General features: G+C 70.7%; 21 protein-coding genes and 1 pseudogene. 17 read left to right on the top strand and 5 right to left on the bottom strand.

Annotated features, from left to right (window positions below; translation table 11 throughout):
• Nucleotides 1-17: 17 nt before the first annotated feature.
• The 10 genes from murC to ileS all read left to right on the top strand — a co-directional run bounded on the left by murC (nt 18) and on the right by ileS (nt 11,531).
• Nucleotides 18-1,499 carry a UDP-N-acetylmuramate--L-alanine ligase gene (gene murC, locus ACXVUM_RS20060; protein WP_458523791.1) on the top strand — a complete coding sequence of 494 codons (1,482 nt, stop codon included), beginning with the start codon at nt 18-20 and terminating at the stop codon, nt 1,497-1,499.
• Nucleotides 1,496-2,251, top strand: a complete 756-nt coding sequence (locus tag ACXVUM_RS20055) for a cell division protein FtsQ/DivIB (protein ID WP_458523690.1) — start codon at nt 1,496-1,498, stop codon at nt 2,249-2,251. The genes murC and ACXVUM_RS20055 overlap by 4 nt, the downstream gene beginning before the upstream one ends.
• Nucleotides 2,252-2,455: 204 nt before the next feature.
• Nucleotides 2,456-3,625 carry a cell division protein FtsZ gene (ftsZ, locus tag ACXVUM_RS20050; protein WP_458523689.1) on the top strand — a complete coding sequence of 390 codons (1,170 nt, stop codon included), beginning with the start codon at nt 2,456-2,458 and terminating at the stop codon, nt 3,623-3,625.
• 5 nt (nt 3,626-3,630) lie between these two features.
• On the top strand, nt 3,631-4,362 hold the full coding sequence (gene pgeF / locus ACXVUM_RS20045; RefSeq protein ID WP_458523688.1) for a peptidoglycan editing factor PgeF: 732 nt from the start codon (nt 3,631-3,633) through the stop codon (nt 4,360-4,362).
• A complete protein-coding gene (locus ACXVUM_RS20040; RefSeq protein ID WP_458523687.1) occupies nt 4,359-5,129 on the top strand; it encodes a YggS family pyridoxal phosphate-dependent enzyme in 771 nt (256 codons plus the stop codon). Before pgeF ends, ACXVUM_RS20040 begins: the two co-directional genes overlap by 4 nt.
• Before the next feature lie 86 nt (nt 5,130-5,215).
• On the top strand, nt 5,216-5,950 hold the full coding sequence (locus ACXVUM_RS20035) for a cell division protein SepF (protein WP_458523686.1): 735 nt from the start codon (nt 5,216-5,218) through the stop codon (nt 5,948-5,950).
• Between the two features lie 45 nt (nt 5,951-5,995).
• Complete coding sequence (locus ACXVUM_RS20030; RefSeq protein WP_458523685.1) at nt 5,996-6,283, top strand: YggT family protein; 288 nt, start codon at nt 5,996-5,998, stop codon at nt 6,281-6,283.
• 313 nt (nt 6,284-6,596) lie between these two features.
• Nucleotides 6,597-7,430: a DivIVA-like cell division protein Wag31 gene (wag31, locus tag ACXVUM_RS20025; protein WP_458523684.1), complete on the top strand. Its 834-nt coding sequence runs from the start codon at nt 6,597-6,599 to the stop codon at nt 7,428-7,430.
• A gap of 45 nt (nt 7,431-7,475) precedes the next feature.
• Nucleotides 7,476-7,988: a hypothetical protein gene (locus ACXVUM_RS20020; protein ID WP_458523683.1), complete on the top strand. Its 513-nt coding sequence runs from the start codon at nt 7,476-7,478 to the stop codon at nt 7,986-7,988.
• 300 nt (nt 7,989-8,288) lie between these two features.
• The gene (gene ileS / locus ACXVUM_RS20015; protein WP_458523682.1) at nt 8,289-11,531 is read left to right on the top strand and encodes an isoleucine--tRNA ligase; all 3,243 of its coding nucleotides are present in this window, start codon (nt 8,289-8,291) and stop codon (nt 11,529-11,531) included.
• On the opposite strand, the gene ACXVUM_RS20010 is transcribed toward ileS, so the two are convergent.
• Complete coding sequence (locus ACXVUM_RS20010) at nt 11,532-12,212, bottom strand: TetR/AcrR family transcriptional regulator (RefSeq protein ID WP_458523681.1); 681 nt, start codon at nt 12,210-12,212, stop codon at nt 11,532-11,534.
• A gap of 101 nt (nt 12,213-12,313) precedes the next feature.
• Between ACXVUM_RS20010 and ACXVUM_RS20005 the strand changes: the two genes are divergently transcribed.
• Nucleotides 12,314-12,781 (top strand): nitroreductase family deazaflavin-dependent oxidoreductase, encoded by a 468-nt coding sequence (locus ACXVUM_RS20005; RefSeq protein ID WP_458523680.1) that lies wholly within the window; start codon nt 12,314-12,316, stop codon nt 12,779-12,781.
• A gap of 34 nt (nt 12,782-12,815) precedes the next feature.
• Nucleotides 12,816-14,315 carry a DNA polymerase IV gene (locus ACXVUM_RS20000; protein WP_458523679.1) on the top strand — a complete coding sequence of 500 codons (1,500 nt, stop codon included), beginning with the start codon at nt 12,816-12,818 and terminating at the stop codon, nt 14,313-14,315.
• On the opposite strand, the gene ACXVUM_RS19995 is transcribed toward ACXVUM_RS20000, so the two are convergent.
• Nucleotides 14,281-15,222, bottom strand: coding sequence for an asparaginase (locus tag ACXVUM_RS19995; protein WP_458523678.1), 942 nt, complete (start codon nt 15,220-15,222; stop codon nt 14,281-14,283). The genes ACXVUM_RS20000 and ACXVUM_RS19995 overlap by 35 nt on opposite strands.
• Nucleotides 15,223-15,418: 196 nt before the next feature.
• Here ACXVUM_RS19995 and ACXVUM_RS19990 point away from each other — a divergent pair, with 196 nt between their 5' ends.
• A complete protein-coding gene (locus ACXVUM_RS19990) occupies nt 15,419-15,949 on the top strand; it encodes a hypothetical protein (RefSeq protein WP_458523677.1) in 531 nt (176 codons plus the stop codon).
• Between the two features lie 66 nt (nt 15,950-16,015).
• On the opposite strand, the gene ACXVUM_RS19985 is transcribed toward ACXVUM_RS19990, so the two are convergent.
• Nucleotides 16,016-16,999, bottom strand: coding sequence for a hypothetical protein (locus ACXVUM_RS19985; protein WP_458523676.1), 984 nt, complete (start codon nt 16,997-16,999; stop codon nt 16,016-16,018).
• A gap of 32 nt (nt 17,000-17,031) precedes the next feature.
• On the opposite strand from ACXVUM_RS19985, the gene lspA reads away from it, so the two are divergent.
• The 4 genes from lspA (at nt 17,032) to dnaE (ending at nt 22,938) form a co-directional block, all read left to right on the top strand.
• Entirely contained in the window at nt 17,032-17,634 is a 603-nt protein-coding gene (lspA, locus tag ACXVUM_RS19980) for a signal peptidase II (protein WP_458523790.1), read from the top strand.
• The gene (locus tag ACXVUM_RS19975) at nt 17,627-18,553 is read left to right on the top strand and encodes an RluA family pseudouridine synthase (RefSeq protein ID WP_458523675.1); all 927 of its coding nucleotides are present in this window, start codon (nt 17,627-17,629) and stop codon (nt 18,551-18,553) included. The genes lspA and ACXVUM_RS19975 overlap by 8 nt, the downstream gene beginning before the upstream one ends.
• Complete coding sequence (locus tag ACXVUM_RS19970) at nt 18,543-19,250, top strand: hypothetical protein (protein ID WP_458523674.1); 708 nt, start codon at nt 18,543-18,545, stop codon at nt 19,248-19,250. The genes ACXVUM_RS19975 and ACXVUM_RS19970 overlap by 11 nt, the downstream gene beginning before the upstream one ends.
• A 145-nt stretch (nt 19,251-19,395) precedes the next feature.
• A complete protein-coding gene (dnaE, locus tag ACXVUM_RS19965; RefSeq protein WP_458523673.1) occupies nt 19,396-22,938 on the top strand; it encodes a DNA polymerase III subunit alpha in 3,543 nt (1,180 codons plus the stop codon).
• Here the strand turns inward: dnaE and ACXVUM_RS19960 are convergent.
• Together ACXVUM_RS19960 and ACXVUM_RS19955 are read right to left on the bottom strand one after the other, a co-directional pair.
• Nucleotides 22,928-23,410, bottom strand: a complete 483-nt coding sequence (locus tag ACXVUM_RS19960; RefSeq protein ID WP_458523795.1) for a hypothetical protein — start codon at nt 23,408-23,410, stop codon at nt 22,928-22,930. The genes dnaE and ACXVUM_RS19960 overlap by 11 nt on opposite strands.
• Before the next feature lie 208 nt (nt 23,411-23,618).
• Nucleotides 23,619-24,095, bottom strand: a pseudogene (locus ACXVUM_RS19955) (MFS transporter); the annotation flags it as partial.
• Nucleotides 24,096-24,229 lie beyond the last annotated feature (134 nt).

Here is a 24,229-nt window from a genome sequence, read left to right as displayed (position 1 = left end):
AACTCCGTCGGGTGCACATGGTCGGCATCGGGGGTGCCGGGATGTCCGGTCTCGCCCGGATCCTGCTCGCCCGCGGTGCCGCGGTGTCCGGGTCCGACGCCAAGGACGGTCGCGGCGTGTTGGCCCTGCGGGCGCGGGGGGCGCTGATCCGTGTCGGTCACGACCCGTCCGCACTCGACCTGCTCGACGGTGGCCCCACCGTGGTGGTGACCACGCACGCGGCCATCCCCAAGACGAATCCCGAACTGGTGGAGGCGAACCGGCGGGGGATCCCGGTGATACTCCGCCCGCAGGTCCTCGCCGACCTGATGGCGCCCTACCGCACCACCCTCATCGCCGGTACACACGGCAAGACCTCCACCACCTCCATGACGGTCGTCGCGCTGCAGCACTGCGGGCTCGACCCGTCGTTCGCGGTCGGGGGTGAACTCAACGAGTCCGGCACCAACGCCCACCACGGTTCCGGCGAGGTCTTCGTCGCGGAGGCCGACGAGAGCGACGGTTCGCTGCTGGCCTACCGGCCCGACGTCGTCGTCGTGACCAACGTCGAGGCCGATCACCTCGATCACTTCGGGACCGTCGAGGCCTACGTGGCGGTGTTCGACGCCTTCGTCGACCGCCTCGACGCGGGCGGTGTCCTCGTCGTGTGCCTCGACGACGAGGGGTCGGTCGCACTCGCGCAGCGCACGGCGGCCGGTCTCCTCGACCGTGGTGTCCGGGTGATCGGTTACGGACGCGGACTGCACGCCGATCGGGTCCCCGAGGTGGATCACGCCGTGCGACTGGTCGACTGGTCCGCCCACGGATCCGGTGGCCGCGGCCGGGTCGTCGTCGACCCGGGTCTCTCCGGGGCGGGGGAGTCCACCGCGCACACCGTCACCGTGGGTGTGCCGGGCATCCACATGACGCTCAACGCGCTCGGTGCGATCGCCGCCGCCGTCTGTTCCGGCGCCCCCGTCGACGGTGCGATCGCCGGTCTCGAGTCGTTCACCGGTGTGCACCGTCGTTTCCAGCTCCGGGGGCGGGTCGGGTCGATCACGGTCTACGACGACTACGCCCATCATCCGACGGAGGTCGCGGCGGTGGTCACCGCCGCACGGGAACTCGCGACGCAGACCACGGGCGGACGTGTGGTCGCCGTGTTCCAGCCGCACCTGTACTCGCGCACGGCGACGTTCGCGGCCGAGTTCGCCTCCGCACTCGACGGCGCGGACGAGGTCGTCGTCCTCGACGTGTACGGCGCGCGGGAAGAACCCATCGACGGGGTCACGGGCCGGTCGATCGCGGATCGGGTGCAGGCGAGCACGACCTACGTCCCGCACCTGTCGGAGGTCGCGGATGCCGTGGCGGGTCTCGCCCGGGCGGGCGACGTGATCCTCACCCTCGGCGCCGGTGACATCACCATGCAGGGGCCCGAGATCGTCGCCGCGCTGCAGGCGCGGGTCGACGGGCCCGGTGCGGACCGGACGGCGCAGGCACAGCAGGGAGAACAGACATGACCGCATCGGTCGACGACGAGATCCGCGAGCGCCCTCGCGACGACGTCCGCGACGGCCCGCTCGACCGACGCGATCGTCGGGGTCGTCGGCCGGTCGGTGGTGCCAAGCGGCTCCTGTGGACCGTCGTCGCCATCGTGGTGGTCGTAGCCGCCGCACTCGTCTCGTACTTCACACCGTTGATGTCGGTGCGGTCGATCGACGTCTCCGGCACCGACGTCCTCGACCCCGCCCAGATCGTCGCGACCTCGCAGATCGTCCGGGGCACGCCGTTGCTCCAGGTCGACACCGCACCCGCCGCCGAGCGGATCGCGGCCATCCCGCGGGTCAAGTCGGTGCGGGTCCAGCGCGCCTACCCCTCCGCCATCGACATCACCGTGGTCGAACGGGTGGCCGTCGCGTTCGTCGCGCGCGAGGGCCGGTGGCACCTCGTCGACGTCGACGGTGTCGACTTCGCCCAGCAGAAGGCACTCCCGCGGTTGCCCCGTCTCACCGACGACCGCTCGACCGACTCCGCCGCCGACCTCGCCGCCCTGTCCGTGGTGGCCGGTCTGCCCGCCGACCTGCGGGGGCGCGTCACCGAGGTGGGCGCCGACGGGGTGGCGGGTGTGCACCTGACGCTCGCGGGCGGCAAGAAGGTCATCTGGGGTGACGACGAGGACGGCGCCGCCAAGGCACGCACCCTCGGTTACCTGCTGACGCGTGACGGGACCGAGTACAACGTGTCCGCGCCGTCGTTCCCCACGTACCGCTGAGAGCCCTCGGCGCGACAACACGCGCGACACGCGGCGCGCCTGCTGGCTCCCACCGTGTTCCATGCCTAGCGTTTCCCCCATCACGCCGCTACTTGACATAACTCTAAACCTGTGGTTGAGGTTGAGACTTTTGTCGGAGCGGGTGGAGACGTACTCCCGGCACGCAGCCGCCGGGGGGCATGACCCGAGGAGAAGGCGAGTCTCATGACGCCACCGCACAACTACCTGGCCGTCATCAAGGTCGTCGGCATCGGCGGTGGTGGCGTCAACGCCGTCAACCGCATGATCGAACAGGGCCTCAAGGGTGTCGAGTTCATCGCCATCAACACCGACGCCCAGGCGCTGTTGATGAGCGACGCCGACGTCAAGCTCGACGTCGGCCGCGACTCGACGCGCGGTCTCGGCGCCGGTGCCGACCCCGAGGTGGGTCGTCGCGCCGCCGAGGACGCCAAGGACGAGATCGAAGAGCTGCTCAAGGGTGCCGACATGGTGTTCGTCACCGCGGGTGAGGGCGGCGGCACCGGCACGGGCGGCGCGCCCGTCGTCGCGAGCATCGCGCGCAAGCTCGGCGCTCTGACCGTCGGAGTCGTGACGCGGCCGTTCTCGTTCGAGGGCAAGCGTCGTGGCGGACAGGCCGACGCCGGTATCGCGTCGCTGCGCGAGTCGTGCGACACGCTCATCGTGATCCCGAACGATCGTCTGCTCCAGCTCGGCGACGCGGCCGTGTCCCTCATGGACGCGTTCCGCAGCGCCGACGAGGTGTTGCTCAACGGCGTGCAGGGCATCACCGACCTCATCACGACCCCGGGGTTGATCAACGTCGACTTCGCCGACGTCAAGGGCGTCATGAAGGACGCGGGCAGCGCGCTGATGGGCATCGGCTCGGCCCGCGGCGAGGACCGTGCGAAGAAGGCCGCCGAGTCGGCCATCAACTCGCCGCTGCTCGAGGCGTCGATGGAGGGTGCGCGCGGCGTGCTCATGTCGATCGCGGGTGGCAGCGACCTCGGTCTGTTCGAGATCCACAACGCGGCCACGCAGGTCCAGGAGGCCGCGCACGAGGACGCGAACATCATCTTCGGCACCGTGATCGACGACAACCTCGGCGACGAGGTCCGGGTGACGGTCATCGCGGCGGGTTTCGACGGCGGCACGCCGCAGCGGCAGCGGCCGGCGACGGCCGCCTCGGGGCGTTCGGCGGTGGAGGCCGCGTCGGCAGGGTCGGTCGGGGGTTCGGCGCCCGCGTCGGATGCGATCTTCTCCTCCAACGCCTCGGCCCGCGGTGAGTCCTACAGTGACACCCCCGCGCCCCGGCGCAACGCGGTCCAGCTCGACGACGACGATGACGTCGACGTGCCGCCGTTCATGAAGCGCTGAGCGCGGTGAGCGGTCCCGGACGGGTCCGCCGGGTCACCACGACCCGGGCGGGCGGGGTGTCGGTCGCCCCGTACGACTCCTTCAACCTCGGTGACCACGTCGGCGACGATCCGGTCGCCGTGACGGCGAACCGGGCGCGTCTGGCCGAGCGGATCGGTGTCGCCGACGACCATCTGATCTGGATGGAACAGATCCACGGGCGGTCCGTGGCCGTCGTCGACGGACCTCGTACCGACGCGGTGCCCGCCACCGACGCTCTCGTCACCGCCACCCCGGGTCTCGCCCTGGCCGTGCTCAGCGCCGACTGTGTGCCGCTCCTGCTCTCCGACGACGAGGCCGGCGTCGTCGCGGCCGCCCACGCCGGCCGGGTGGGTGCACGCATCGGCATCGTGCCGCGCGTACTGGACGCGATGGTCGGGCTCGGTGCCGAGAGGGGCAGGATCGGGGCGTTCCTCGGGCCCGCGGCGAGCGGGGAGCGATACGAGGTGCCGCCGGAGATGCAGCGCGACGTGGAGCAGCACCTGCCGGGGAGCGCGACCCGCACCCGTCAGGGCACCTGCGGTCTCGACCTGCGCGCGGGCATCACCCGACAACTGCTGGAGGCGGGTGTGGCGGCCGTCGCGAGCGACCCGCGGTGCACGATCTCCGACACCACGCTCTTCAGTCATCGACGAGGCGCCCCGACCGGCCGCATCGCCTCCGTCATCTGGATCGACCAGGGCGGTGACGCCACGTGACCGACCCCTCGGCCGGTGACCCCGCCGGCGACGACGGGGCGTCGCCGGAGCGGGTCGCGGAACTGGCCGACCGGCTCGGTGCGGCCCGCGAGCGTCTCGCCGCGGCCGCCCGCGACGCCGGGCGCGACCCCGAGGACGTCGAGTTGCTCGTCGTGACGAAGTTCCACCCCGCGTCCGACGTGCGCGCACTCGTCGACCAGGGATGTCGAGCGTTCGGCGAGAGTCGTGAGCCCGAGGCCGGCCGCAAGGCCGCGGCGGTCCGCGCCGCCACGGGCGAGACGCTGCGATTCGACATGATCGGCACGGTGCAGCGCCGCAAGGCGACGTCGATCGCGAGGTGGGCCGACCGGGTCCACTCCGTCGACCGTGACGTCGTCGTCGAGGCCCTGGCCCGTGGCGTCGACGCGGCCCGCGACGACGGGGACCGCGACGGTCCCCTCGAGGTGCTGGTCCAGGTCAACCTGGACGGTGACCCGTCGCGCGGCGGCGTCGTCCTCGACGAGCTCGACGCGGTGGCCGACCACGTCGCCGGCTCCGATCAGTTGCGGCTGTGCGGGTCGATGGTGATCGCCCCGCAGACGCGGACGCCCGACCACTGGATGGAGCAGGCGGCCGCCGCCCACGCCCGTCTGGTGGCGGCACACCCCGAGGCGACCGTGTTCTCCGCCGGCATGTCCGGTGACCTCGAGGAGGCGGTGAGACACGGGTCGACATGCGTGCGTGTCGGTACCGCGATCCTGGGAGAGCGGCCGTTACGCTCGCCGTAGCCAAATCACATGAGCACCATGCGGATCAGCGACACCAGTTTTCACACGGGACTCCCGGCACCAGCCGACGGCGAGAAGGGCACACGATGACCACCATGCAGCGGTTCAAGGCGTATTTCGGCATGGTCCCGCCCGGCGACTACGAGGACGACTACCTCGACGACGGTCCGGTCCGCCGTGATGACCACTACGACGAGCGCTGGGCGCGCGACGAGCGTCCGCGGGCCCGCGGGTTCGACGCGGACGGCGGACGTGGCTACGAGGCCGGCTACGCCGACGACCTCGAGTACGAGTACGACCGCGTGCCCGACTACGCCTACGCCGGAGCCGTCCGCGGCTCCCTCGGTGGGCGCAGCGCGACGATGGAGCACGCCGCCATGGAGCGGTCGGGCCTCGAGCGGTCGTCGATGGAGCGTCTGGGTCGCAGTGGTCGGCTCGAGCCGCTGTCCGCCCGCGGCGTCGCCCGCGGTGGGGGAGCTCGGATGACGCGCGGTGCGCTGGCGATCGACTCGATGGACCGTGTGTTCGAGGAGGGCAGCCCGTTGGCGAAGATCACCACGCTGCGTCCCCGCGACTACAGCGAGGCGCGCACGATCGGTGAGCGGTTCCGCGACGGCAACCCCGTGATCATGGACCTCGTCGAGATGAGCAACGAGGACGCCAAGCGCCTCGTCGACTTCGCGGCCGGGCTGGCGTTCGCGCTGCGCGGGGCGTTCGACAAGGTCGCCACGAAGGTGTTCCTCCTGTCTCCCGCCGACATCGACGTGTCGGCCGAGGATCGTCGCAAGCTGGCCGAGACCGGCTTCTACAACCAGAGCTAGCAGCGGGTTCGGCGGAGGTCGGGCGAATCAGGCAGAGTTGACGCCGTGACGGTTGCTCGAGAGATCATCTACTACCTGCTCTTCCTCTTCTGGTTGTTGCTGTTGGGCCGCCTGGTGATCGAGTTGGTGCGATCGTTCGCCCGGGAGTGGCGTCCGACGGGTGCGTCCGTCGTGGTCATCGAGGGCGTGTTCACCGCCACCGACCCGCCCGTCAAGGCGTTGCGACGGGTGCTGCCGCCGATCCCGCTCGGCCCGGTCCGCCTGGACCTGTCCCTGATGATCACGATGATCGTGGTGCTGGTGGCCATGGCACTGGTCTCGCCCGGCCCCTGATCGGGACCTCCCGACGGCCCGACGATCGACCGTGACTGTGCCCTGGACGCCGGGGTGGATACTGTGACGTCAGGAAGAACTCGTTGTGCGCGAGCACAGGGGAACCCGCCGTGTGTGCTGATCGTCGCGAGTCCGGTGAATCCGGCGTCGTGATGCAGAGGTGCGACGAACGGTTCTCGTGTGACAGGATGGGACGCCAGTTACTCTGAGGCGAGGCGAGACACGCCCCAACGCTTCTGGTGACCGGTCCCGAGCAGCCCGCACCGAGACCACGACACGTCCACACGATGATTGATGTTGAAGGGGACCGACAATGCGGCTCACACCGGCTGATGTGCACAACGTCGCGTTCAGCAAACCGCCGATCGGCAAGCGCGGCTACAACGAGGACGAGGTCGACCAGTTCCTGGACTTCGTCGAGGCCGAGCTCGCCCGGTTGCTCGAGGAGAACTCGGACCTGAAGGCGCGCGTCGACGAGCTCGAGGGTGACCTGGAGCAGGCGAAGTCCGGGGCTGCGCAGCAGCCCGCACGGACCGAGGAGCCCGCTCCGGCGCCCACGCAGTCATTCGCCGCGGCAGCCCCCGCGGCCCAGGAGTCGGCGCCCGCGTCGACCGGCGACGATCCGCACGTGCGGGCGGCCAAGGTGCTCGGGCTCGCCCAGGACACCGCCGATCGACTCACCGCGAACGCGCGCACCGAATCGGAGAGCCTGCTCGCCGACGCCCACAGTCGCGCCGACTCGATGGTCTCCGAAGCCCGTCAGAAGTCCGAGACGATGCTCGCCGACGCCCGTCAGCGCTCCGAGGCCATCCTCGCCGACTCGCAGACCCGCGCCGAGGCGACCACGCGCAGTGCGCAGGAGAAGGCCGACGCCCTGCAGGCCGACGCCGAGCGCAAGCACACCGAGATCATGGGCACCATCAACCAGCAGCGGTCGGTGCTCGAGGGTCGGATCGAACAGCTCAAGACGTTCGAACGCGAGTACCGCACCCGCCTGAAGACCTACCTGGAGTCCCAGCTCGAGGAACTCCAGCAGCGTGGCAGCGCGGCTCCGGTCGACAACGCGCGCGGCGGCGACGCCTTCTCGTCGGATCCCGGCAACGGCGGCTTCACCAACTCGGGTGGGTTCGCCGGCCCGTCGAACTGACCCCGGCGTCCCTGCGGACGCGGTTGTGAGTGAAAGGGTCCATCCGTGCTCGTGTCGGCTCTCGGGGCGACGCTGGTCGGGTTCGCCCTGCTCGTCCTCGCCCTGGTCACGGGCACGTTGTGGCTCGCGGTCGCCTGCATAGTGATCTGTGTGGGGGGCGCGCTGTTGCTCCTCGCCGACACCCTGGGCCTGCGGTCGCCGGTTCCCGCGCGTCTGCGGCGCCGACGGACGGCGGGGGAGGCCGCAGCCCCTGTCCTCGACGGTGACACCGTGGACGACGGGGACGACGCTCCGACCGAACAGTTCCCGCGGGTGTCCGACGAGGACGTGGTGGTCCTCGGCGACGCAGAGCCAGAGGTGGGCGCAGAGCCGCGCGAGGACGCACCGGAGACCGCGGTACATCACGGCCGACACGAGCGACCCGACCGGGAACCCGCCACTGGTGACGACGTCGAGGCCCCCGCGGGGCACGACCCGGCTGGGGACGTCTCCCGGGGCGACGACGCCGGGGGACACCCGGCGTCTGTCCGGCATCCCCGGCACGGAACCCCCGACTGACTCCCCGCGAAACCGGTTGGTGGGCTCGGTCGTCGCTGACCTACACTGGCCACGCGTCGATCCGGCCATCACCGGGGAGCATCCGGAAGAACCGGACCTGTGGTCCCCGAGGGGCCGCCACGGCCCGCAGTAGACCCGGACGGGAGCGGCCCGTCACAGCCGCTGTCCGCGCCGCCACCGGTGGCCGGAACCGAGAGGCACCGGGATCCGGTGCAAGCGGGGTGGTACCGCGGCGAGTGATCGTCGTCCCCGTGTCCGAGCCGGCCGCACACGCGGCCCGTCCGACACGAGGGAGAGTCTGTGTCCACCGCACCGGAGCACACCGAACGCGACACCGGCGAGACCGGGGCCGCAGCACGCGTCTACCCGGTCGTCGACGTCGTGGGGACCGGGTCTCGCGCCCCGGTCTTCCCGGATCTCGAGACCGCGGTGCTCGACTACTGGGCCACCGACGACACCTTCCGCGCCTCCATCGACGCCCGCGACGACGCCGAGGAGTTCGTCTTCTACGACGGCCCGCCCTTCGCCAACGGGCTCCCGCACTACGGCCACCTGCTCACCGGGTACGTCAAGGACCTCATCCCGCGGTACCAGACGATGCGCGGACGGAAGGTGGAGCGGCGGTTCGGCTGGGACACCCACGGCCTGCCCGCGGAGCTCGAGGCCGAGCGACAGCTCGGGATCACCGACAAGTCGGAGATCGAGACGATGGGCGTCTCGACGTTCAACGACTTCTGTCGCGAGTCGGTGCTGCGCTACACCGGCGAGTGGCGTGACTACGTCACCCGACAGGCCCGCTGGGTCGACTTCGACAACGACTACAAGACACTCGACATCGACTACATGGAGTCGGTGATGTGGGCGTTCTCCCGACTCCACGAGAAGGGTCTGGTCTACCAGGGCTACCGCGTGCTGCCGTACTCCTGGTACGAGCAGACCCCGCTGAGCAACCAGGAGAGCAAGCTCGACGACGCCTACCGGATGCGGCAGGACCCGGCCGTCACGGTACGCATGCCGCTGACCGGCGGTGTCCCCGACGCGCTGGTCGGCGTGAACGCCCTCATCTGGACCACGACGCCGTGGACGCTGCCGTCGAACCTCGCGATCGCGGTCAACCCCGACGTCGAGTACAGCCACGTCCGCGGCGACGACGGCCAGGAATACCTGTTGGCCACCGCCCGCCTCGGCCACTACGCCCGCGAACTCGGCGACAGTCCCGAGGTCCTCGGCACGCACCGCGGCGCCGACCTCGCCGACGCGACCTACACGCCGCCCTTCGACTTCTTCGTCGGCCACCCGCGCGCCCACCGCACGCTGCTCGGGGACTACGTCACCACCGACAGCGGCACCGGGATCGTCCACCTCGCACCGGCTTTCGGTGAGGAGGACATGGAGCTCGCCACCGCCAACGGGATCGAGGTGGTGCAGCCGCTCGACCCGGGCGGCCGATTCACCGCGCTCGTCCCGCCCTACGAGGGGCAGATGGTGTTCGACGCGAACCCGGCGATCATCGCGGACCTCAAGACCGCGGGCCGCATCCTGCGCCACGAGACCATCGAGCACAGCTACCCGCACTCCTGGCGGTCGGGCAAGCCGCTCATCTACATGGCGGTGCCGTCGTGGTTCGTCGCCGTCCAGCCGATCAAGGAGCGGATGCTCGAACTGAACCAGGAGATCACCTGGTCGCCCGCGCACATCCGCGACGGGCAGTTCGGCAAGTGGCTCGAGGGTGCCAAGGACTGGAACATCAGCCGGAATCGCTTCTGGGGCGCGCCGATCCCCGTCTGGGTCTCCGACGACCCCGAGTACCCGCGCGTCGACGTGTACGGCTCACTCGACGAACTCGAACGGGATTTCGGCGTGCGTCCGACCAACCTGCACCGCCCGCACATCGACGAACTCACCCGGCCCAACCCCGACGACCCGACGGGGCGCTCGACCATGCGTCGAGTGCCCGAGGTCCTCGACTGCTGGTTCGAGTCGGGGTCGATGCCGTTCGCGCAGGTGCACTACCCCTTCGAGAACGCCGACTGGTTCGACGGTGATCCTGCCGCCGGCGTGCCGGCGCGCAACCCTGGCGACTTCATCGTGGAGTACAACGGGCAGACCCGCGGCTGGTTCTACAACCTGCACGTGCTGGCCACCGCACTCTTCGACCGCCCCGCCTTCCGGACGGCGGCCGCCCACGGCATCGTCCTGGGCGACGACGGTCAGAAGATGAGCAAGTCCAAGCGCAACTACCCCGACGTGAACGAGGTCTTCGACCGCGACGGCGCGGACGCGATGCGCTGGTTCCTCATGGCGTCGCCGATCCTGCGCGGCGGCAACCTCATCGTCACCGAGCAGGGCATCCGCGAGGGTGTCCGGCAGGCGATGCTGCCGTTGTGGAACGCCTACAGCTTCCTCGCGCTGTACTCCGACCGTCCCGCGACATGGCGGACCGACGCGACCGGTGTGCTCGACCGCTACATCCTCGCCAAGCTCGCCGCGACCCGCGACGAGATGACCGCGGCGCTCGACGTCTACGACATCGCCGGTGCCTGCGAGTCCTTCCGCGAGCTGTGCGAGTCGCTGACCAACTGGTACGTCCGACGCTCGCGCCCGCGGTTCTGGGCGGGACAGGGGGAGTCGGTCGACGGGGCTCGCGCCGACGACGCCTTCGACACCCTGTACACGGTGCTGGAGGTGGCCTGCCGCCTCGCGGCGCCGCTCCTGCCGATGGTCACCGAGGCCATGTGGCGTGGGCTGACCGGGGGACGGTCGGTGCACCTCGCGGACTGGCCGACCGCCGACGAGATCCCCGCCGACGCCGACCTCGTCGCCGCGATGGACGAGGTCCGCGGGGTCTGCTCGACCGCGTCGAGCCTGCGCAAGGCGAACAGGCTGCGGGTGCGACTCCCGCTGCCCGCGATCACCGTCGCCGGTCCGGCGGCGGGTCGCCTCGCCGACTTCACCGGCCTGGTCGCCGACGAGATGAACGTCAAGGCGGTGCATCTCGCCGACGACGCCGAGGAGTTCGGACGGGTCGAGGTGGTCGTGAACGCCCGCGCCGCGGGTCCGCGGCTGGGCAAGGACGTGCAGCGCGTCATCAAGGCCGTCAAGTCCGGGAACTGGGAGCTGCGGGAGGTCGACGGCACCGAGACCGTCGTCGCCGACGGCATCGCACTGGTCGACGGTGAGTTCAGCCGGAAGCTCGTCGCCGTCGAGCCGGAATCGACGGCCGAGCTGCCCTCCGGCGGCGGGTTGGTCGTCCTCGACACCACGGTCACCGAGGAACTCGAGGCCGAGGGCTGGGCGAAGGACCGCGTGCGGGAGCTCCAGGACGCGCGACGGTCGTCCGGGTTCGACGTGTCCGACCGCATCGAGGTGCGCCTCGGCGTGCCGGCCGAGCGGCAGGAGTGGGCGCAGCGGCACCGGGACCTCATCGCGGGCGAGGTGCTCGCGGTGCGGCTCGACGTCGTCGACCCGGCGGACCTCGGCGACGACGCGACCGACCTCGGCGACGGTGTGCGCGGGGAACTGACCCGGGTCGTCCCGGCCTGATCAGTCCGGCGGGAACGCCGTCTCGAGGACGCTCCGCAGCTGGAGCTCGAACAGTGCGGCGGTGTCGGTGAAGGTGTCCCGGCCGTACTGGCCGAACACCTCGGAGCTGATCGCGCCGACGAGCACCGACCAGAGTGCCAGCGCCCGAACCAGAGCGGCGTCGCCGATGTCGATCCCGAACTCGGTGCGGATGCGGTCGAAGTCGCCGTGCACCGGGCTCGGGACGTCGTCGAGGTCGGCGGGCGAGAGCTCGGCGGCGAGGTGGAGGAGTGTCACCATCACCCGGGTGCCGGGCCCGGTCGTCCGGTCGCCGGGCGCCTCGTAGCCGGCGACCGGTGTGCCGTACAGCAGCGCCCATCGTGCGGGTTCGGCCCGCGCCCACGTCCGCATCGCGGTGCCGACGATGACGATCCGTCGTCGCACGTCCGATGTCTCCTCGATCGCCGCGTCGACGGCGTCGGCGAGTTCGGTGTACGCGTCGACGACCAGCAGCGTGAGCAGCTCGTCGCGGCTGCGGACGTAGCGGTAGACCGCGGAGGAGACCACCCCCAGGTCCCGGGCGACCGCCCGGAGCGACAGGCCGGTGGGACCGTGGGCGATCAGGTGCTCCCGCCCGATCCGCAGGATGTCGCGCTCGGTCTCGGCACGGGCGTCGGCGCGGGTGGGACTCATGGCAGCCATCCTGTCACAACCGAGAGCACTGCTCTTGCTTTTGGGTCCGCGGAGGTGCAGACTCGGTCGAGAGAGCAGTGCTCTCGCTCATCCGATCCGAGGAGCCCGCCATGACCACGACCCACCACGTCCAGCCCACGCCCGCCCAGACCGTGTTCAACCGAGCCGTCGGCTGGCTCGCCGACCACGGCCTCGGCCTCGCGGGCGCCCGCACGCTGACCGTCGTCGGCCGGTCGACCGGCGAACCCCGGTCGACGCCGGTCAACCCGTTCACCGTCGCCGGGCACACCTACCTCCTGTCGCCGCGCGGCAACACCCAGTGGTCGCGCAACCTGCGCGCCGCGGGGGAGTGCGACCTCCGTCGCGGGCACTCGACCACGGCCTACGTCGCCACCGAGATGGCCGACGCGGACAAGCCGGCGCTGCTGCGTCCGTACCTGAAACGCTGGGGCTGGGAGGTGTCGGCCTGGCTGCCGCAGAAGGTCTCCCACACGTCGACTGACGAGGAGCTGCTCGCGATCGCCCCGCACATCCCGGCGTTCCTGCTGACCCCCGCGCCCCGGACTCTCGAGCCCTGACGAACGGGCGGCCCCCGCTGCCTAGGCTGGAGCGGTGGGGCAGGCAGACCGGACTCGGACGGCGCGGTGGGTCCTGCACATCGACATGGATGCGTTCTTCGCCTCCGTCGAGCAGCTCACGCGCCCGACCCTTCGCGGTCGGCCGGTCCTCGTCGGCGGGGTCGGTGGCCGCGGTGTCGTCGCCGGCGCGAGCTACGAGGCCCGGCGGTATGGCGCCCACTCCGCGATGCCGATGCACCAGGCGCGCAGGCTGGTCGGTCCCGGAGCGGTCGTCGTCCCGCCGCGCGGCTCGGTGTACCGGGTCGTCAGCGGACGGGTGTTCGCCCTCGTCCGTGAGTCGATACCGGTGATCGAGACGCTGTCGTTCGACGAGGCGTTCGGTGAGCCGGAGTCGCTGGCCGGCGCCGCGGTCGACGAGGTAACGCGGTTCGCCGAGGACGTCCGCCGCCGCATCCGCGACGAGCTGGGCCTGGCCGCCTCCATCGGCGCCGGGAGCGGCAAACAGATCGCCAAGATCGCCTCCGGGCTCGCGAAACCCGACGGGGTCGTCGTCGTGGACCCTGCGGAGGACCGTGCGTTCCTCCGTCCGCTGTCGGTACGGAAGTTGTGGGGGATCGGGCCGGTCGCGGGGGACAAACTGCACCGGCTGGGCATCGACACCATCGGCGACCTGGCGGACCTGTCGACGGTGGAGGTCGCGTCGGTTCTCGGCGCCACCGTCGGTCCGGCCCTGCACCGACTGGCGCAGGGCATCGACGACAGACCGGTCGCCGAGCGGGCGTCGGCGAAGCAGATCAGCGCGGAATCGACCTTCGCCGAGGATATCTCGTCGTTGGATCGCCTGCGCACGGCGATCGACACGGCGGCCGCCGGTGCGCACCGGCGCCTCCTCGCCGACGGACGCGGGGCGCGCACGGTGGTGCTGAAGCTGAAGCGCTCGGACATGTCGGTGCTGACCCGGTCGACCACCTTCACCCCCGCCAGCAGCGAGTTGCCGGTCCTCGTCGCGGCTGCGCAGCGCCTCGCTCTCGATCCGCTCGACGTCGGGCCGATCCGGCTCGTCGGGGTCGGGTTCAGCGGGCTCACCGCCGACCAACAGTTCCAGCTGTTCCCGGCCGATGCCAGCGTGGGCCCCGTGGACGTGCATGCCGTCGACGGCGAGACCGCCACCGCCACCGACGATCACGGCGACGAGGGCGTCCAGAAGGGGAGCGGACGCGCGGTCGGCGAGGACGGTGCGGTGACGTGGGCGACCGGCACCGATGTCGTGCACCCCGAACTCGGACACGGGTGGGTGCAGGGCAGCGGCCACGGTGTGGTGACCGTACGGTTCGAGACGCGCACCTCGGGTGTGGGTCCGGTGCGCACCTTCGGCGTCGACACCGCCGAACTGCGGGTGGGTGACCCGCTCGACAGCCTCGACTGGACCGACGTCACCGCTCCCGACGCCCCTGCTCCTCAGCCGGCCGACGGACGGGCGGTCGAGCAGGAGCGGGACATCAGTCGGTCGGGTGCAGATCCAGGAACGGACTGATCCGCTCGGCCGCCCACCCGCGGGCGAGCGCCTGCTGCACCACCACTCGCGCCTGCGGCGCACGCAGCCACGGCGAGATCAGGACGCCCGCGGCCTGCAGGTCGACCGCCCCGCCACCGCCGCCGTAGGCAGGCGTGACGCGCCCGCCCGGGACACGTGAGGTGACGACGACCGCCGTCCCGTCGTGCACGGCGGCCGCCAGACGCCCGGCCAGGTCGGGGTGGACGTTCCCCGACCCGAATCCGGCCACCACCAACCCGGCGGCGCCGCGCTCGACGACGGCGTCGACGAGCCCGGCGTCCATGCCGGGGTGCGCGGTCAGCAGGTCGACGCGTGGCAGCGTACGACCGGTCGCCGGCGGCATGAGCGGACGCGTCGGGGTGTCCCAGGGCGCGTCGAACGCATTCAGATCGGTGGTCGACGTCTTCGTCACACCGCGCGCCGGCAGCACCGCACCGCCGACGGCGACGAGGACACCCCGCTCCCGTACCGATCGATCGGCGGCCAGGGCGATCGCGCGGGAGAGGTTGGCGGGACCGTCGGACTCGGGGTGCGACGCCGTGCGTTGGGCGCCGGTGAGGACGACGGGCCGGGGGTCGTCGTGGACGAGGTCGAGGAGCATGGCGGTCTCCTCCAGAGTGTCGGTCCCGTGGGCGACGACGACCCCGGCGACCGCGGGGTCGACCAGGGTGTCGGTGACGGCCTGCAGGATGCGCATCTGCAGCTCAGGTGTCATCGCGGAGGAGTCCACCGACAGCACCGTGCGTGTGTCGACGACGACGTCGACGGTGTCGGCGCGACCGACCAGATCGCCGACGTCGACGGTCGGCACCGCGCCGCCGGGACCGTCGACGGCGGCGATCGTCCCGCCGGTGCCCAGGACGACGACCCGTGCGCGCGTGCTCATGAGGGCCCACCTCACCGTGCGTCGACGTTGCTGGTCAACTCGGCCGACAACGCGTCGGCGACGGCCGCGGCCACGCGTCCGGGGCTCGCCGGGCGTCGCGTTTGGCATAGTGGTGTCCGATCCGGGGGGATCACGGCCGTCGTGGCCGACTTCCCCATGACGATGACGTCACCGACTACGAAGGAGTTCACCTGTCGTGAAGCTGCAGAAGATCCTGACCGCGGGGCTGGCGGTCGTCGCCGCCCTGACCTTCACCGCTGCCTGCAGCGATGGCAGTGATGGCGCCGTCGACAACGGTCCCGCGACCTCGTCGGCCACCAGCACGACCACCGACAACGGGGGCACCTCGGTCACCGATCCGTCGACGCCGCCGAGCGCAGCCACGCTGAACGCCCTTCTCACCAAGGCGCTCGACCCGAACGTCCCGGCCTCGGACAAGACCGACCTGGTGCAGGGCTCGGAAGCCGATCCGCAGCTGTTCGACAAGTTGGTGAAGGCCAAGGAGGACCTGCAGGGGGTCACCTACCAGCTGGTGCCGCCGGTGATCGCGTCGGGCAACGGCCAGGCCACCGTCAAGGTCAAGGTGAAGCTGCCGAACGTCCCCGAGCAGACGATCGACGCCGCGATCGTCTACGACCAGGGCAAGTGGAAGCTCGCCAAGACCACCGTCTGCCCGCTGCTGGCCGCGAACAACGTCCAGAGCGCGATGTGCCCGCCGGCCAGCTGACACCCGGCATCGCCTGAACACTCCGCCCCGTCACCGATCCGGTGACGGGGCGGAGTGCTTCCGTCGTCACCGCCAGGTGACCGCCAGCGACGTCTGCTGGACCAGCGGGCGCGCGGGGTCGTCGCCGATGAGCGTCCGCCCGCCCGACATCGTCAGCGACCCCGCCACCGGCAACCCGCGGGCGAGATCCACGGTGACCGTCCCGCTGCCAGAGAAGCTGTAGGAGCCGATCGTGAGCCGTTCACCGCGTCCGGGGACGGTGAAGGTGGAGTCGACGGGTGTCTCGTCCACCGTCACGTCGAGGACCACGCGCGACCCGTCCCGCTGACGCAGCGTGGCCGTCGTCGTCTGGGTGACGGTCGCGGCACCGTCGAGCGTCCGCACGGCCCGCCACCGCGCCCCGATCCCCACCGGTCGGGTCGGCACCGCGACCGATCGCTGCAGTGCCGAGACGAGGGTCTGCTCGACCGCGGCTCGCGCCTCGTCGCCGGCGTCGGCCGCGGGGACGATCCGTAGCGACACCGGCACCGAACCGGCGGCCACGGCCAGCCCGGCCCGGGACCCGTCGACCGCGGAGAGGGCATCCGACAGCCCGGTGTCGGGGGAGGTGGGTCGGCCCACCCCCAGCTCGACGTCGGTCGGGTCCGAGCACGCGACGCGCGCCGTGAGCGGCAGGGTCACGTCCTGCGAGACCGTCGACGGCTGCTCCCCCTCGCGAGCGGTGGTCGACGACGACACCACACGCAGGGACACCTGCTGGGGGCTCTGTCGATCCGGGGTGCCGGCCAGGGCGGCCTGCGGCGCGGCACCGGCGTCCTCGACCGTCACGGCGGCCGGCGGGATGGGCAGCAGCGAGGCGCCCGGCGCCCCGACCGTCGTCTGCTCGGCGCAACCGGCCGAGGCGCTCGCGCTGGTCGCCTCGCCGGCTCCCGACGACCCCGACGAGCCGCAGCCGCTCATCGCCAGGACGGCGACGCCGACCACGGACGCGACGGTCAGGGGGAGGCGGCGGCCCCCCGTACGGGACGAGAGCAGACGGGTGGCGGGCACGCGGTTCAGGCTAGCGACGGCGGTGGGGGATGATGGACCCCGTGACCGACGACCCCCGCACCGACCCCGAGACAGCCCCGGTGGAGGAGTCCGTACCGGAGGCGCCCGCGGCGCCCGGGCGGTCGCGCACCGTCCTCGCCGTGCTGCCCGTGGTCGCGCTGGTGGTGCTCCTCGTCGACCTGATCACCAAGATCGTCGTCGTCGCGACCATCACCCCGGGACGTCCCGTCGAGATCATCGGCGACACCGTGACGCTGCGACTGGTGCGCAACTCCGGTGCCGCGTTCTCCTTCGCGACCGGCTACACGTGGGTGCTCACCCTCGTCGCCGCCGCGGTGGTCGTCGGGATCATCCGGTTCAGCGGCCGCCTGCGATCGGCGTGGTGGGCCGTGGGCCTCGGGCTCGTCCTCGGCGGTGCACTGGGCAACCTCGTCGATCGTTTCTTCCGCTCTCCCGGGCCGCTGCGCGGCCATGTCGTCGACTTCGTCTCGGTGGGGTGGTGGCCGGTGTTCAACGTCGCCGACTCGGCCGTCGTGTGCGGGGCGGTGCTCCTCGTCGCGCTGACGGTGTTCGGCGTCGAGATCGACGGCACCCGCACCCCCTCGGGACGCGCGAAGCGGTCCGGCGATGCGTGACAGCCGGTCGATGCCGGTGCCCGACGGCATCGACGGCATGCGCCTCGACGCCGGTGTCAGCCGCATCCTGGGTCTGTCGCGGACGGTCGTCGCCGCACTCGCCGACTCCGGCGACGTGAGCATCGACGGTGCGGCGGTGGGGAAGTCGCACCGACTGGCCGCGGGCACGTGGCTCGAGGTGACGCTGCCGGAGCCGCCCCGCCCGGTCGAGAACCCCGTCGCCCCGATCGAGGACATGGACGTCCTCTACGCCGACTCCGACATCGTCGTGGTCGACAAGCCCGTCGGTGTCGCCGCCCACGCCTCGGTGGGCTGGACCGGACCGACGGTCATCGGGGGCCTGGAGGCGGCGGGCTACCGCATCTCCACCTCCGGCGCGCACGAACGACAGGGCATCGTCCACCGCCTCGACGTCGGGACGTCCGGGGTGATGGCCGTCGCGGTGTCCGAACGCGCCTACACGGTGCTGAAACGGGCCTTCCGTGAGCGCACCGTCGACAAGCGCTACCACGCGCTGGTGCAGGGACATCTCGACCCGTCGAGCGGGACCATCGACGCCCCGATCGGTCGCCACCCGGGCAGCGAATGGCGGTTCGCGGTGACGACGGCCGGCAAACCCAGTGTGACGCACTACGACACGCTGGAGATGTTCGCCGCGGCGAGCCTGCTCGACGTCCACCTCGAGACCGGCCGCACCCACCAGATCCGGGTGCACTTCTCGGCCCTGCACCACCCGTGCTGCGGGGACACGACCTACGGCGCCGACCCGACGCTCGCCGCCCGCCTCGGGCTGGAGCGGCAGTGGCTGCACGCCCGGGCGCTCGCGTTCGCCCACCCGGCCGACGGACGCATGGTGGAGTTCACCAGCCCGTACCCGGCCGATCTCGCCCACGCCCTGGACGTCCTGCGTGCGACCTGACGGTCCCGTCCATCTCCTGCGCGGGGCGGCGATCCTCGTCGTCACGGTGGCCGCGGTGGTCGGCGGTCTGTACTGGCTGGGTGCCACGCACCCACCGCGATCGGCTGGGGTGGACACCGACCGCCTCGGGCCCGACACGGGGCAGTCGGTGGAGGCCTACCGCTCCGCTGCGGCAGCCGGACTCGCCTCGGCGACGGGGACACGGTGGGCGTTGGTGTCGCTGCGGGAGGCCCTCGACGACCCCGCCGCACGGTCGCTGGTCGCCGGGACGGACGCGGGGCAGGTCGCCCTGCACGTCCCCCTCGCCGACGTGGCCACCCCGACCGCCGTGGTGCCGGTGACCCCGGATCCGCTGTCCTGGGAGACCGCGCGGATCCTCGCGATCGGCCTGCTGGACGGGTCGGCGTCGCCCGGCGCGGGGACGGGCGGCATCGTCGGACAGGACGGCGCCCGCGGCGACGCCGTCGCGAGGGTGGTGGCCTCGCGGCTGCGCGCCGGGTGCGCCTGTGTCGTCGGGATCGTGGTGCGCGGACCGGTCGCACGTCTGCGGACCCTCGCCGCCGACCCCCGCGTGCGAGTCGTGCAGGTGCTGCCGGCCGGAGCCGCCGGCGGCCGCTTCACGGTCGTCCCGCTGCTGCCGGGACAGACCGTCGGCGGGGCCCCGCTGCCCGACACGGCGCCCGTCCCGGCCCGCTGACCAGCGGCCCACCAACCGATGCCCGACGACACCGCGTGGGAGGTCGGTTCTGTGGGTGCCCCCACCTAGACTGGGCCGGTCGCAGCGCGCGGGTGCACACCCGCCGTCGCACATCGCAGGACGTGGGTCGCAGAGAGGTCGTGGAGTGTCGGGTCAGTTCGTTCATCTGCACAACCACACCGAGTACTCCATGCTCGACGGAGCGGCGAAGGTCGCGCCACTGTTCGCCGAGGCCAAGCGCCTCGGCATGACCGCGATCGGCATGACCGACCACGGGAACATGTTCGGCGCCAGCGAGTTCTACAACGTCGCCACGAAGCACGACATCACGCCGATCATCGGCATCGAGGCCTACATCGCACCCGCGTCCCGCTTCGACACCAAGCGTGTCCTGTGGGGTGACCGCGACCAGAAGTCCGACGACGTGTCCGGCTCGGGCGCGTACACGCACATGACGATGGTCGCGGAGAACGCGACCGGCCTGCGCAACCTGTTCCAGTTGTCGTCGCTGGCGTCGATCGAGGGCCAACTCGGCAAGTGGTCCCGCATGGACGCCGAACTCATCGCCGAGCACGCCTCCGGGATCATCGCGACCACCGGCTGCCCCTCGGGTGAGGTCCAGACCCGCCTGCGCCTCGGCCACGAGCGTGAGGCGCTGGAGGCCGCGGCGAAATGGCAGGACATCTTCGGCAAGGAGAACTTCTATCTCGAGCTCATGGAGCACGGGCTCGAGATCGAGCGTCGCGTCCGCGACGGCCTGCTGGAGATCGGTCGCACACTCGGCATCAAGCCCATCGTCACCAACGACTGCCATTACGTGCACAAGACCGACGCCGTCACCCACGAGGCGCTGCTGTGTATCCAGACGGGCAAGACGCTGTCGGACCCGACGCGCTTCAAGTTCGACGGCGACGGGTACTACCTCAAGTCCGCCGACGAGATGCGCGCCCTCTGGGACGATGTCGTGCCCGGCGCATGCGACAACACCGTGGAGATCGGCGAGCGCATCGGCGACTACTCCGAGGTGTTCACCCACCGCGACCGGATGCCGGTGTTCCCGGTGCCCGAGGGCGAGACGCAGGACAGCTGGCTGCGGCGCGAGGTCGCATCCGGTCTCAAGCGACGTTTCCCCGACGGTCCCGTGCCCGAGGCCTACGTCTCCCGTGCCGACTACGAACTCGACGTCATCATCCAGATGGGGTTCCCCGCCTACTTCCTCGTCGTCGGTGACCTCATCCGCCACGCGCAGGAGGTCGGCATCCGTGTCGGTCCGGGTCGTGGGTCGGCCGCCGGGTCGCTCGTCGCCTACGCGTTGGGCATCACCAACATCGACCCCATCCCGCATGGTCTGCTGTTCGAGCGGTTCCTCAACCCCGAGCGCGTGTCCATGCCCGACATCGACATCGACTTCGACGACCGCCGTCGTGGCGACATGGTGCGCTACGCGACCGAGCGGTGGGGCAGCGACAAGGTCGCCCAGGTCATCACCTTCGGCACCATCAAGACGAAGGCGGCGATCAAGGACTCCGCACGCGTCCAGTTCGGCCAGCCCGGCTTCTCCATCGCCGACCGCATCACCAAGGCGCTGCCGCCGCCCATCATGGCCAAGGACATCTCGGTCAAGGGCATCACCGACCCCGACCACGAGCGGTACGGCGAGGCGTCCGAGGTGCGCGGTCTCATCGAGACCGACCCCGACGTCAAGAAGATCTACGACACCGCACTGGGTCTCGAGGGGCTGATCCGCAACGCGGGCGTGCACGCCTGCGCGGTGATCATGTCCTCCGAACCGCTCACCGACGCGATCCCGGTGTGGAAGCGCGCGCAGGACGGCGCCATCATCACCGGCTGGGACTACCCGTCGTGTGAGGCCATCGGCCTGCTGAAGATGGACTTCCTCGGCCTGCGCAACCTCACCGTCATCGGCGACGCGATCGAGAACATCAAGACCAACCGCGGCATCGACTTCGACATGGACGCCGCCCCTCTCGACGACCCGAAGACCTACGAGCTGCTCGCCCGCGGTGACACACTGGGCGTCTTCCAGCTCGACGGCGGGGCGATGCGTGAACTGCTGAAGCGCATGCAGCCCACCGGGTTCGACGACATCGTCGCCGTCCTCGCCCTGTACCGGCCCGGTCCGATGGGCATGAACGCCCACAACGACTACGCCGACCGCAAGAACGGACGGCAACAGGTCTCGCCGATCCACCCCGAACTCGCCGAGCCCCTGAAGGAGATCCTGGCCGACACCTACGGCCTGATCGTCTATCAGGAGCAGATCATGCAGATCGCGCAGAAGGTCGCCGGGTACTCGCTCGGTCGAGCCGACATCCTGCGTCGCGCGATGGGCAAGAAGAAGGCCGAGGTGCTCGCCGCCGAGTTCGAGGGCTTCGAGGCGGGCATGAAGGACAACGGCTTCTCGTCGGCGGCGATCAAGGCGCTGTGGGACACCATCCTCCCGTTCGCCGGGTACGCGTTCAACAAGTCGCACGCGGCCGGGTACGGACTGGTGTCGTTCTGGACCGCGTACCTCAAGGCCAACTACCCCGCCGAGTACATGGCCGGCCTGTTGACGTCCGTCGGCGACGACAAGGACAAGGCGGCGATCTATCTCGCCGACTGCCGCAAGCTCGGGATCACCGTCCTCCCACCGGATGTCAACGAGTCACAGCGCAACTTCGCCGCCGTCGGCACGGACATCCGGTTCGGCCTCGCCGCGGTCCGCAACGTCGGCACCAACGTGGTCTCGGCGATCCTGCGCGCCCGCGACGACCGGGGGAAGTTCACTTCCTTCTCCGACTACCTCGGCAAGATCGACGTCGTCGCGTGCAGCAAGAAGGTCACCGAATCCCTCATCAAGGCAGGTGCGTTCGACTCGCTCGACCACCCGCGCAAGGGGCTCTTCCTCATCCACTCCGACGCGGTCGACGCCGTGCTCGGGACGAAGAAGGCAGAGGCCGTCGGCCAGTTCGACCTCTTCGGTGACGCCGGTGGTGACGATGCCGCGGTCGAGGACGTGTTCGCCGTCCCCGTCCCCGACGAGGAGTGGGACTCCAAGCACAAACTCGCGCTGGAACGGGAGATGTTGGGGCTCTACGTCTCCGGCCACCCCCTGGGCGGCATCGAGCACGTCATCTCGGCGCAGACCGACACGTCGATCACCAGCCTGCTCGAGGGCAACGTGCCCGACGGCGCGCAGATCATCATCGGCGGCATCATCTCCGCCGTCACCCGACGGGTGAACAAGAAGGGTGAGCCGTACGCCGTCGTCACCCTCGAGGACATGGTCGGTGGTGTGGAGGTCTACTTCTTCCCCCGCGCCTTCCAGGCCTACGGCATGGACATCACCCCGGACGCCGTCGTCCTCATCAAGGCGCGGGTCAACAAGCGTGACGACTCCACGATGATCAGCGCCAACGACCTCGCGGTGCCCGACCTCTCCCACGCGGGGGAGTCACGGCCGGTGGCTGTCAGCATGTCGACACGGCTGTGCACCCGCGATCGGGTGGGCGAACTCAAGCGCGTCCTCGCCCGGCACCCGGGGACCGCGGACGTCCACGTCCGGCTGATCTCCGGTGACTCCGCGACTCTGCTCCGACTCGACGACACCTACCGCGTCACCCCGAGTTCGGCGTTGATGGGTGACCTCAAGGCCCTCCTCGGGCCGAGTTGCCTCAGCGGGTAGTCGCGGGTGCGCGGTCGGGCTGGTCGTCGACATCGGTCGACCGGCGGTCGATCATGATCGCGGCGCCGGCGGTGACGAGACACGTCGTCGCGGCGTACACGACGAACACCGGGTAGTCCGACGAGAACGTCTCGCGAAGGCTTGGCGCCGTCCCGCCGACAAGCGCGACGGCGACTGCGTAGGGCAGACCGTTGCCCGCGCCGCGTATCGGCCAAGGGAACAGTGAGCTGATCACGGCGGGCAAGGTGGCGCACAGTCCCGCAAGGATGATCGTCGCCAGCAACGTCCCCAGCAGATAGATCGTGAGGCCGGCCGTCGGCCGCGTCGAGTAGAGCAGTGGCAGGCTGAACGCTGCGTTGGCGACAGCGAATGTCAGATGCAGACGGGTACGCGATCGGTGCCGCATCACCACTCCGACACCGACGACGAGAACGGCGAACCCGACCGTCTGTGCGAGAGACGTGGCCACCATCGTGGATTCGCCGACGCCGAGGTGCGCGACAGCGTACGGGACGGTACTCGCGATCCAGATGTTGTAAGGTGAGGGTGGTGCCGAGAGTGAGGGCGACGACCGCCGCCATCCGCGCCAGCACCGCGCTCCGTGGCATCGCCGGCACCGTGTCGGCCGGTCGCTGTCCTTCGGCGTCGGTGCCGCGAGCCGCAGCGACGGCCAGCACCGCGCCCCCGACCGCCCCGACCGCGAAGGGGATCCGCCACCCCCATGTGGTCATGTCCACGCGGTCGAGACAGTGAATCAACATCAGGGTGACCGTCAGCGACGCGACCTTGCCCGATGCCGCCATGGTGTAGATCAATGCTGACGGGTCGAGTCGACTCCCAACACGACGCATCTCGTACATGCGGGCGTTGACCACGGCTGACTGGCCGCCGTGTGCCGCGCCCAGGATCACCCGAAAGGTCAACAGCAGCAGCGGTGCTGCCCACGCGATGCCGTCGACCGCGGGCGTAAGGGCCATCCCGACCGTCGCACCGAACCCGATCCACAAGGAGGTGATGAATGCGGCTGTGCGGCCTCGTCGGTCGGCGAACCGCCCGAGCGCGTACGCCCCGACGGGCCGAACGACGAACCCGGCGGCGAAGATTCCGAACCCGACGGTCAGCCCGGAACCGTCGTCACTCACCAGCGCCCGAGTCATGTAGGGGAGCAGAGCAAGGAATGTCACCCAGTCGTACCCCTCGACCGCCATACCCGCCGCGATGACGGTGACCCTTCGTCGATCCTGCGCCATCGCATCACTATGTGGGCTGGGCAGACGACCGATGTCGCGAT

Source organism: Williamsia sp. SKLECPSW1 (assembly GCF_054332755.1).
This window is presented reverse-complemented; position numbering and strand designations above follow the sequence as displayed.

Excerpts from the sequence above, each read along its gene's own strand:
- ACXVUM_RS19995 (WP_458523678.1), bottom strand. The coding sequence starts at position 15,222 with ATGAGCACGCGCGCACGGGTCGTCGTCCTGGGCACCGGCGGGACGATC.
- ACXVUM_RS19975 (WP_458523675.1), top strand. The coding sequence starts at position 17,627 with ATGCGTGACAGCCGGTCGATGCCGGTGCCCGACGGCATCGACGGCATG.
- murC (WP_458523791.1), top strand. The coding sequence starts at position 18 with ATGGTCGGCATCGGGGGTGCCGGGATGTCCGGTCTCGCCCGGATCCTG.
- ACXVUM_RS20035 (WP_458523686.1), top strand. The coding sequence starts at position 5,216 with ATGACCACCATGCAGCGGTTCAAGGCGTATTTCGGCATGGTCCCGCCC.
- lspA (WP_458523790.1), top strand. The coding sequence starts at position 17,032 with ATGGACCCCGTGACCGACGACCCCCGCACCGACCCCGAGACAGCCCCG.
- wag31 (WP_458523684.1), top strand. The coding sequence starts at position 6,597 with ATGCGGCTCACACCGGCTGATGTGCACAACGTCGCGTTCAGCAAACCG.
- ACXVUM_RS19960 (WP_458523795.1), bottom strand. The coding sequence starts at position 23,410 with ATGGTGGCCACGTCTCTCGCACAGACGGTCGGGTTCGCCGTTCTCGTC.
- ACXVUM_RS20010 (WP_458523681.1), bottom strand. The coding sequence starts at position 12,212 with ATGGCTGCCATGAGTCCCACCCGCGCCGACGCCCGTGCCGAGACCGAG.
- ftsZ (WP_458523689.1), top strand. The coding sequence starts at position 2,456 with ATGACGCCACCGCACAACTACCTGGCCGTCATCAAGGTCGTCGGCATC.
- ACXVUM_RS20055 (WP_458523690.1), top strand. The coding sequence starts at position 1,496 with ATGACCGCATCGGTCGACGACGAGATCCGCGAGCGCCCTCGCGACGAC.
- ACXVUM_RS20005 (WP_458523680.1), top strand. The coding sequence starts at position 12,314 with ATGACCACGACCCACCACGTCCAGCCCACGCCCGCCCAGACCGTGTTC.